The sequence below is a fragment of the Wandonia sp. genome (genome assembly GCF_984588085.1).
Genome location: NZ_CFIGVI010000024.1, coordinates 25157 through 34026, shown reverse-complemented (window position 1 = coordinate 34026; position 8870 = coordinate 25157). Strand labels below are relative to the sequence as shown.

The 8870-nt window shown below is 39.7% G+C and carries 9 protein-coding genes and 1 riboswitch; of the genes, 6 read left to right on the top strand and 3 right to left on the bottom strand.

Annotation, left to right across the window (positions count from 1 at the left end; all coding sequences use genetic code 11):
• Nucleotides 1–192: 192 nt before the first annotated feature.
• From AC4PL9_RS10205 to AC4PL9_RS10185, 5 genes are all read left to right on the top strand, one after another.
• Nucleotides 193–528, top strand: a complete 336-nt coding sequence (locus AC4PL9_RS10205) for a hypothetical protein (RefSeq protein WP_491604649.1) — start codon at nt 193–195, stop codon at nt 526–528.
• Nucleotides 529–661: 133 nt separating this feature from the next.
• Nucleotides 662–862 carry an aspartate/glutamate racemase family protein gene (locus AC4PL9_RS10200; protein WP_491604648.1) on the top strand — a complete coding sequence of 67 codons (201 nt, stop codon included), beginning with the start codon at nt 662–664 and terminating at the stop codon, nt 860–862.
• A gap of 176 nt (nt 863–1038) precedes the next feature.
• Nucleotides 1039–1506, top strand: coding sequence for a DinB family protein (locus AC4PL9_RS10195; RefSeq protein ID WP_491604647.1), 468 nt, complete (start codon nt 1039–1041; stop codon nt 1504–1506).
• 236 nt (nt 1507–1742) lie between these two features.
• Nucleotides 1743–2948, top strand: a complete 1206-nt coding sequence (gene tyrS / locus AC4PL9_RS10190; RefSeq protein WP_491604646.1) for a tyrosine--tRNA ligase — start codon at nt 1743–1745, stop codon at nt 2946–2948.
• A 95-nt stretch (nt 2949–3043) separates the two neighbouring features.
• Nucleotides 3044–3661, top strand: coding sequence for a succinate dehydrogenase/fumarate reductase transmembrane subunit (locus AC4PL9_RS10185; protein WP_491604645.1), 618 nt, complete (start codon nt 3044–3046; stop codon nt 3659–3661).
• Between the two features lie 5 nt (nt 3662–3666).
• On the opposite strand, the gene ygiD is transcribed toward AC4PL9_RS10185, so the two are convergent.
• From ygiD to AC4PL9_RS10170, 3 genes are all read right to left on the bottom strand, one after another.
• Entirely contained in the window at nt 3667–4494 is an 828-nt protein-coding gene (gene ygiD, locus AC4PL9_RS10180) for a 4,5-DOPA-extradiol-dioxygenase (RefSeq protein ID WP_491604655.1), read from the bottom strand.
• A gap of 85 nt (nt 4495–4579) precedes the next feature.
• Complete coding sequence (locus tag AC4PL9_RS10175) at nt 4580–4975, bottom strand: OsmC family protein (protein WP_491604644.1); 396 nt, start codon at nt 4973–4975, stop codon at nt 4580–4582.
• Nucleotides 4976–5015: 40 nt separating this feature from the next.
• Nucleotides 5016–5984, bottom strand: coding sequence for a M23 family metallopeptidase (locus AC4PL9_RS10170; RefSeq protein ID WP_343787672.1), 969 nt, complete (start codon nt 5982–5984; stop codon nt 5016–5018).
• A gap of 176 nt (nt 5985–6160) precedes the next feature.
• Between AC4PL9_RS10170 and alaS the strand changes: the two genes are divergently transcribed.
• Nucleotides 6161–8776: an alanine--tRNA ligase gene (gene alaS, locus AC4PL9_RS10165; RefSeq protein WP_491604643.1), complete on the top strand. Its 2616-nt coding sequence runs from the start codon at nt 6161–6163 to the stop codon at nt 8774–8776.
• 13 nt (nt 8777–8789) lie between these two features.
• Nucleotides 8790–8861: riboswitch (Fluoride riboswitch) on the top strand.
• Nucleotides 8862–8870 lie beyond the last annotated feature (9 nt).

The following is an 8870-nucleotide window of genomic DNA, read 5'->3' as shown; positions in this document are numbered from 1 at the left end:
AGAAAAAGACATTGAAAAAAGGGTTGAATGGATAAAAGTGAATGAATAACAAAGGTTCTAAATTATATAACTTCTGAATATAAGCAACATTCAATACATTCAGCACAAGTAAGCAGATTAGTAGTATTTTCGAAAAGTAACTGCAATGTATTCAATTATAAAATAATAATCATTACTTATTAATAACCTATTATGGAGTTAGAAAAGCAAGAACTAATCGAGAACTATATAAGAGCTGAATTACTTCAGTTGAACTTTAAACGACTTATCATCAAAAAAGCCTGCAAGAACTTTGAGATTTCGGAAGAAGATGCTCTTCATCTGTATAACTCTGTCAAACCAACACTAAGAAAAGATGCTATAAATAGAGCTTTAATCTATCTTATCCTGGGATCTATTTCATTATTTATCGGAATAACCGGTACTTTCGGAAATACCGGATTCATTTTCTGGGGAGCTCTATTAGTCGGGACCGGATCTCTCATTACTTCTTTAGGGTTATTTAAATTAGCATTGTTAAAAATCTAGCTTCCTAATGAAAAAATAGGATTACTTTGGCGGAATCAGCTGGACATCGACCCTTGATTATTATAAGTATTTGAATCATAGGATCAATTCACGACTGGGCAGTCTAAACGCTACAGAATGCGTTATTTATTCTTTGAATTTTGCCGATATCCAGAAAAAAGGTTGGATAAATGCCAATGAACTACGAGCACGGGATGCGGAAGGAGTAATCCTTGGTTGTACAGAAATTCCTTTACTGATAGAGCAAAATGAGTTTAGTTATCCTGTATTTGATACCACAAAAATTCATGTTGAAAGTATTCTAGACTATACTTTAGATACCTCTGATTACTAAAAACGTTCTGTACTTTCGCTACCGTTTTTCATACGGTAATTATACAATTGAATTAACTTGTACTTTTTGTCGTTATCTATGATGAAAACAATCCATAGCAGTAGAAAAAATAACTATTGAATCCTCCATTCGAAAAGAAAATAAGTATTTTTCGCATCATTTAACAACAGAATCCTATGACAGAAACAGACCTTATTTTACTCAACTTTCAGGAAATCAGGAGACGTAGCATTGCATTATGGGAAGGTCTTCCTGAAAACTTCCATTTCTGGAAACCTGATGAAAAAGCCATGACAGCAATTGACATGATCCGACATGTTGTCGGGGCAGATTACGGCTGGAATATCATCATCAATCGCGGTGATATGTCTTCGTATCAGTCCCCCTGGGAGAACAAACCTTACCAAAGTATACGGGAAGAACTGGATTTTGCTCTACCCTACCGACAGGAATTTCTCAAAACCGTACGTTCCTTTTCTGCGGAAGACCTAAACACAATTGAGATAATTCATCCGGGAACCACAATAAAAAGAAAACTAGGAGATTATCTCTTGCGGATCGGATATCACGAATCTGTTCATGCAGGTCAGTTTCTTTCTTACTTAAGAGCCATGGGAGTAGAACGACCATTTATATGGGATTAACTTCTTTTAGTATTCCGTTTTTGTAAGATTTGTTCCAATTCATTACTTTTGTATCAGAAATGAAGTTATTGAACAACATATTGCGTCTTCCATTTTTTAGCACGTATTATTATCTGATAGTAGCTGCCCGAAGAGGATATGTTTATACTTCAGATACATCCCTATTGTAAAAAATCGTAATAAACATAATCAGGCCCGGGCGAGTAATCGTCCGGGCTTTTTTTATTTTCACTAAAATGGAACAGATAAATAAATTGAAAGAAAACGTAGCGATCATTCTCCCTGAAAACGGGTTGGAAGAAAAGCTGAAACTGGCAGAAAAAGAAAACAGGAAACTCGTGATCAAGTTAGGGTTTGATCCCACTGCTCCTGATTTACATTTGGGACATGCTGTTGTCCTGAAGAAACTGCGACAGTTTCAGGAATCCGGTCATCAAATCGTTATACTGGTCGGTAGCTTTACGGCCCGTATTGGTGATCCTACCGGAAAGAACAAGAGCCGGAAACCGCTGAGTGCAGAAGAAGTAAAAGAAAATGCCCAAACCTACATCAACCAGCTTTCAAAAGTGATTGACATCCAATCAACCCAAATTGTTTTTAACTCCGATTGGCTGGATAATTTATCTTCCTCTGAAATGATTCAACTTCTCTCCCGGGTTACAGTAGCCCAACTCATGCATAGAAACGATTTTGCCAATCGATTTTCAGAGAATATACCAATTGCTATGCACGAACTGGTATACCCAATTTTACAAGGCTTCGACTCTGTGAAAATACGCTGTGATATTGAAATGGGAGGAACGGATCAGCTTTTCAACTGTACAATGGGAAGGCAGTTACAGGAAAGTCATGAGATTCCTGCACAAACCGTCATGTGTATGCCTTTGTTAAGAGGTCTGGACGGAAAAGAAAAAATGAGTAAATCTCTGAATAACACAGTAGGATTAACCGATTCCCCCAATATGATGTTTGGAAAGATCATGTCCATTCCAGATCGTTTGATTCCTGAATTTCTGGAGTTAGTAACTGATTTTACAAAAAACGAGAAGCAACAAATAACAAAACAATTATCCGATGGAGAAAATCCAATGTTGATAAAAAAGAAAATTGCCGGGAATTGTGTCAGACAGTACCATTCTAGCGAAGCGGCAAAGGAAGCAGAGGCATTCTTCAGGAAACAATTTCAAAACAAAGATCCTGAAAATAGAAGCTATACACCTGTCTCTATCCAGTCTCCGGAAAACAATACAGATACAGTTTCTCTCATTTCTCTTGTAACACAGGTAATGCACGAATTAACAAAATCAGCTGTAAGAAGACTCATTGAAAGTGGTGCTGTTACAGTAAACGGAGAAAAAATGACAGATTCCTACAAAGAAATACAAGTACTTCCGGGAACCAAAATTAAAATTGGAAAAAGGAACTTTTTCGAGTTAAAATAATACGTGAGCAGGTTAATAAAAGCATAATCTATTAGCCTGCTCTTTTCTGTATATTTGTCACCTAATACTTTTACATATTCGCAAAAAAGACTATTATGACAATTAAGAGGCTACACTATTTTTCAGGAATTGTTCTCTCTCTTTTTATAGGGCTTCACCTCTTCAATCACTTCTGGAGTATTTTTGGTTCCAATAGTCACATTACCCTGATGGAATCTCTAAGGGTAGTATATCGAAACCTGGTGATAGAAGGGGTATTACTTCTTGCTGTAATGATCCAGATTATTTCAGGACTGTCACTATTCTTCAAAAAGAGAAAATCCCTAACCGGCTTCTATGATAAACTGCAACTTTGGACCGGAATCTATATGGCATTTTTTCTTCTCATTCATGTCGGAGCGGTACTTACGGGAAGATTTATACTGAAACTGGATACTAACTTCTATTTTGGAGTAGCAGGACTAAATACTTTTCCTTTTAATCTGTTTTTCATCCCTTACTATGGATTAGCTATTCTTTCCTTCTTCGGCCATGTTGCCTCTATTCATTTTCAAAAAATGAAAAAAAATATTTTCGGACTATCTCCCCGAAAACAAGCAGGAATTATTCTCGGTATCGGGTGTATCTATCTGGTCGTTACCTTTTACGGATTAACAAATGGCTTTCAGGGGGTTGAAATTCCTTCTGCCTATCATGTACTAATCGGAAAGTAAATTTCTTATCCTATTCTTACCGAAGTCATCGTCAATGATCCTGCCATGGCTTTATCATTAAACAACGATACCTTTTCATCTTTTCCCTGCAAAGCGAGCGTATACAAAAGAGGCAGATAATGTTCAGGAGTCGGAACAGCCAGCTCAAAAGGTCTTCCATTCGACCGGTAATTGATCAGCGACGTATGATTACCATTCAATATAAACTGCTTCATTTTATCACTCGCTTCCAAAGCCCAGTCATATCCATAATCATCTACATTCATCTTATCCCAGGCGACCATTCTCAGGTTATGCACCATATTACCACTTCCGATAATCAGAATTCCTTTTGAACGTAAACGATCTAATTCGCGGGCAAGTTCATAGTGATAAGCCGGTGTTTGTTGATAATCCAAACTCATTTGAACAACCGGAATATCGGCATCCGGGTACATGTGTTTGATGACACTCCATGCGCCATGATCCAAGCCCCACTTGTCATCCAGAATCACCTCTGTCTTTGTAATTATGTTCTTTGTTGCTTCAGCCAGTTCAGGACTACCGGGAGCCGGATAATTCACCTCATACAACGCCTTCGGAAACCCTCCGAAATCATGTATAGTCCGGGGATTAGACATAGCTGTAACGCGTGTTCCTTTTGTTTCCCAATGTGCCGAAATACAGAGAATTGCTTTGGGTTTTGGAATCGTTCGTACAGATTCTCTGAACCCTCGAACAAACTCATTCTCTTCTATAGCATTCATAGGACTTCCATGTCCGAGAAATAATACCGGCATCTTCTCAGTATTCCCAAATCCCTCTGTTATTCTGCCAAACTCTTTTAAATTCATTGCTACTCCTGTTAATGGCACTACCGCCATCAGTTTGAGAAAATGTTTTCTTTTCATACTCACGCTTAAAGGTAACGAAATCTGTTTACGAAATCAACTGAGTCGTCACGGTGATTGTCCCTGTAAGTGTCTTGTGAATAGGACAGGCATTCGCTATATGCACAATTCGCTGTTGCTGTTTCTCATCCAACTCTCCCTCCACTCGAATCGTACGGATAAATTCAGAAGAATTATTTTTTGCATCGCGCTGCACATCTACATCAACTGTAATAGAACAAACGGACCATCCCTTCCTGTCCAGATACATCCGCAATGTGATTGAAGTACATGCAGCCAATGATGCTGCCAATAGCTCATCCGGAGAAACTCCTTCGTTCTTTCCCCCTAGCTCTTCAGGTTCATCAGCGATGATTGTATGCGTTCCCGCCTGAATCTCTGTACGATACTTATTCTCTTTGATTACAGCACTTACTTTTGCCATTACATCCCGGTATTTATAGTAAAAATACGGTCAATTTTTATTAGTCAAAAGCATTCAGAGCATTATTTGACAACTGGATCATCTGCTCATATTCTTCCGGAGAAAGGTCTCCATGATAATACCCTACCGGATTTATTTTCTGTCCGTTGTGCTCTACTTCATAGTGCAAATGAGGACCTGTTGATTTCCCGCTATTTCCTATAAGACCAATTAAATCTCCCCGCTTAACTTTATCACCTTTTTTTACTTTAAAGGCACTCAGGTGGGCATAACGCGTCTTGTATCCGTATCCATGGTCTATTACAATACTTTTACCGTATCCCCAGCTTTTTATTTCCAGCTCTTCTACTACACCGTCTCCGGTAGAATATACTTCTGTACCTACAGGTGCAGTAAAGTCCATTCCCCAGTGCATTCTCCGGGTTTTATAAACCGGGTCGATACGCCACCCGTATCCTGAAGCCACGCGGGTCATATCCTTATTCCGAACCGGTTGGATAGCCGGAATACTTGCCAGTCGAGCCTCTTTATCCAATGCGATCTCTGACAACTCCTGCAACGAAAGACTTTGCGCATATAACCTCCGTTCTACTTCATCAATCTTTTTATTCGTTGCGATCAGTAATTCTGAATATTTTTTCCCTTCCAGTTCCTTGTATTTTTCCGAACCACCCACTCCCATGCGGCGAAGTTCTTCGGGAAAGGCTTCTGCATTAAATGCAACACGATAGATCGCACGATCCCGCTTCTCCATTTCATCAAGCGCCTTGGTGATCAATTCCAGATCCTGGGTCATCTTATCCAACTGTGCTTTGTAAAATTCATTTTCCTGTCTCAATCTCGTCTCGCGAGGTGAGTCTATCCGTCGGGCAATAAAAAAAGCGAGAATGATTCCGAGTGTAATGGTAGGAGCTATAAAAATAAGTCCTCTAAGAACTCGCTCTCCCCATGTTCGTCGAACACGTTCGTAAGAGAGTGTTTTTGGGTTATATACAAATTTCTTTTTCACTATTCCGAAAATTTCAACGCTGTATTCACTTTTTTAGCGTTCCACATCGTCATTTTTTTCATTTAGCCTGACAAAATTAGGTAATATGGCTAAATTTGCACTTAACTTAACAATCATTAACAGGAATTTTAACACTTTCCTGCTGATATTAAAGGGGATAAAACAAACTTGAGAAGATGAATTTAAACGAAATCCGCAAACAGTTTCTCGATTTTTTCGAGTCAAAAGGACATAAGATAGTGCCCTCTGCTCCAATGGTGGTAAAAAATGACCCGACGTTGATGTTTACCAACGCCGGGATGAATCAGTTCAAAGATTATTTTCTTGGACATGCAGAAGCCAAAGATAAAAGAGTGGCCGATACTCAAAAATGTTTGCGCGTTTCAGGAAAACATAACGATCTGGAAGAGGTCGGTGTAGATACCTACCACCATACCATGTTCGAAATGCTTGGTAACTGGTCGTTTGGAGACTACTTTAAAGAAGAAGCCATTGCCTGGGCGTGGGAATTACTTACGGAGGTCTACAAAATAGACACATCACGTCTTTATGTCACCGTTTTTGAAGGCAATCAGGAAGATGGTGTTCCTATGGATACAGAGTCAATTGAAATCTGGAAAAAATATATTGCGGAAGACCGGATTATTTTGGCCGACAAAAAGGACAATTTCTGGGAAATGGGAGATACCGGTCCATGTGGTCCGTGCACCGAAATTCATGTTGATGCCAGAACAGACGAAGAGCGTGCTAAATCAGACGGAAAATCACTTGTCAACCAGGATCACCCTCAGGTAATTGAAATCTGGAACAACGTATTTATTCAGTATAACCGGATGGCCAGCGGGAAACTCGTTGAGCTTCCGGCAAAACACGTTGATACAGGAATGGGGCTGGAAAGACTGGCTATGGTTCTTCAGGGAAAACAGTCAAATTATGATACGGATTTATTCCAAAACCTGATTAAACACCTCGAAAAAGTATCCGGCTTTACTTATGGAGTAAAAGAAGAAACTGATATCGCCCTGCGCGTTATTGCAGATCACGTACGTGCTATCGCTTTTTCTATCGCAGACGGACAGCTTCCTTCTAACACAGGAGCGGGATATGTGATCCGGAGAATTTTAAGAAGAGCCGTTCGTTATGGATATTCCGTTTTAGACCTGAAAGAACCTTTTATCTGCGGTTTGGCAACCGTACTGTCTAATGAAATGGGAGATGCTTTCCCTGAGCTCCGTTCACAACTTTCAATACTAGAAAATGTGATTCGCGAAGAAGAGAGTAGCTTTTTCAGAACACTTGAACAGGGAATCAAGCGTATTGATACGATCCTTGAAGAACTAACCTCCAAAAATGAAAAAATCATCTCAGGACATGCTGTATTTGAACTCTATGATACGTTTGGATTCCCGGTCGATCTTACTTCATTAATAGCAAGAGAAAACGGTTTTTCTATTGATGAAATCGGATTCAATACCGAACTGGAAAAACAAAAATCACGATCAAGAGCTGCCACTTCTATTGCAACAGATGACTGGGTAGAATTGCGTGAAGATGATCGTTCTGAATTTGTTGGATATGATCATACCGAAACACACGTTTTTATCACCAAATACCGGAAGGTAACACAAAAAGGAAAAACTTTTTTTCAGGTTGTATTGAACATTACTCCCTTCTACGCTGAAGGAGGAGGTCAGGTAGGTGACAAAGGTGTTCTTGTTTCTGAAAGTGAAACGGTACGTATTTTTGATACGAAAAAAGAAAATAATCTTACCGTACATCTTACTGACAAGCTTCCTGAATTCCCATTGGAGAAATTCGAAGCCAAAGTAGATGTAAAACGCCGTGAGCTGGCAGCATCTAATCACTCTGCAACCCACCTTCTTCACCATGCTCTGCGTGAAGTACTGGGAACACATGTGGAACAAAAAGGTTCTCTTGTCAGCCCGGACTATCTCCGTTTTGACTTTTCCCACTTCTCAAAAGTGACGGAAGAAGAACTTTCGCGAATTGAAGAACTAGTCTCAGAAGATATTCGCAAGAATATCTCACTGGAAGAACACCGCGCCGTTCCTATGGACGATGCTGTTGAAATGGGAGCTATGGCTTTGTTTGGTGAAAAGTACGGAGATCTTGTGCGCGTAATTCGCTTCGGAGATTCGGTGGAGCTGTGCGGTGGAACTCACGTTCCTGCAACAGGAAAAATCGGGCTGTTTAAAATCACTTCAGAATCGGCTGTAGCAGCTGGAGTAAGACGTATTGAGGCCATTACAAACGATACTGCCATTGCATTTTATAAAGAAAAAGCGGCTCGTCTGGAGGCAATTCAGCGTTTACTGAAGAATCCTAAAGATCCTGAGAAAGCAATTGAAGATTTACTGACAAAAAATCAGTCCCTCAGTAAAACGATAGAACAGTTCGAAAAAGAAAAAGCAGGACAGTTTAAACAGGAGCTGAAAAACCAGTTTATCGAAAAGGATGGTTTTCTATTTGCTGCAGCAAAAGTAACTATGGGAACCGGAAGCATAAAAGATGTTTTATTTCAGTTAAAAGGAGAAATGAATCAACCTTTTGTTGCCGTAATTGGTGGAGAGGAAGACGGAAAAGCATCTCTTACCATTATGATTTCAGACGAACTGGTTAAAGAAAAGGAACTGCATGCCGGTAATCTCGTCAGAGAATATGCTAAACTCATCCAGGGAGGAGGTGGCGGACAGCCTTTCTTTGCTACTGCAGGAGGAAAAAATCCATCCGGGTTAGACAAAGCACTGGAAGAAATTGCTAAATTGTTCTGATACAATAATACGTAATATACAGGGCAATGGTGTCTGCCCCGAACTGTGGAGAAATGAATTCAAAGCTGATGACGCCTACGAACGGATACAAAAC

Coding starts and splice junctions, on each gene's coding strand:
- AC4PL9_RS10205 (WP_491604649.1), top strand. CDS start 193: ATGGAGTTAGAAAAGCAAGAACTAATCGAGAACTATATAAGAGCTGAA.
- AC4PL9_RS10195 (WP_491604647.1), top strand. CDS start 1,039: ATGACAGAAACAGACCTTATTTTACTCAACTTTCAGGAAATCAGGAGA.
- tyrS (WP_491604646.1), top strand. CDS start 1,743: ATGGAACAGATAAATAAATTGAAAGAAAACGTAGCGATCATTCTCCCT.
- AC4PL9_RS10185 (WP_491604645.1), top strand. CDS start 3,044: ATGACAATTAAGAGGCTACACTATTTTTCAGGAATTGTTCTCTCTCTT.
- ygiD (WP_491604655.1), bottom strand. CDS start 4,494: ATGAATTTAAAAGAGTTTGGCAGAATAACAGAGGGATTTGGGAATACT.
- AC4PL9_RS10175 (WP_491604644.1), bottom strand. CDS start 4,975: ATGGCAAAAGTAAGTGCTGTAATCAAAGAGAATAAGTATCGTACAGAG.
- alaS (WP_491604643.1), top strand. CDS start 6,161: ATGAATTTAAACGAAATCCGCAAACAGTTTCTCGATTTTTTCGAGTCA.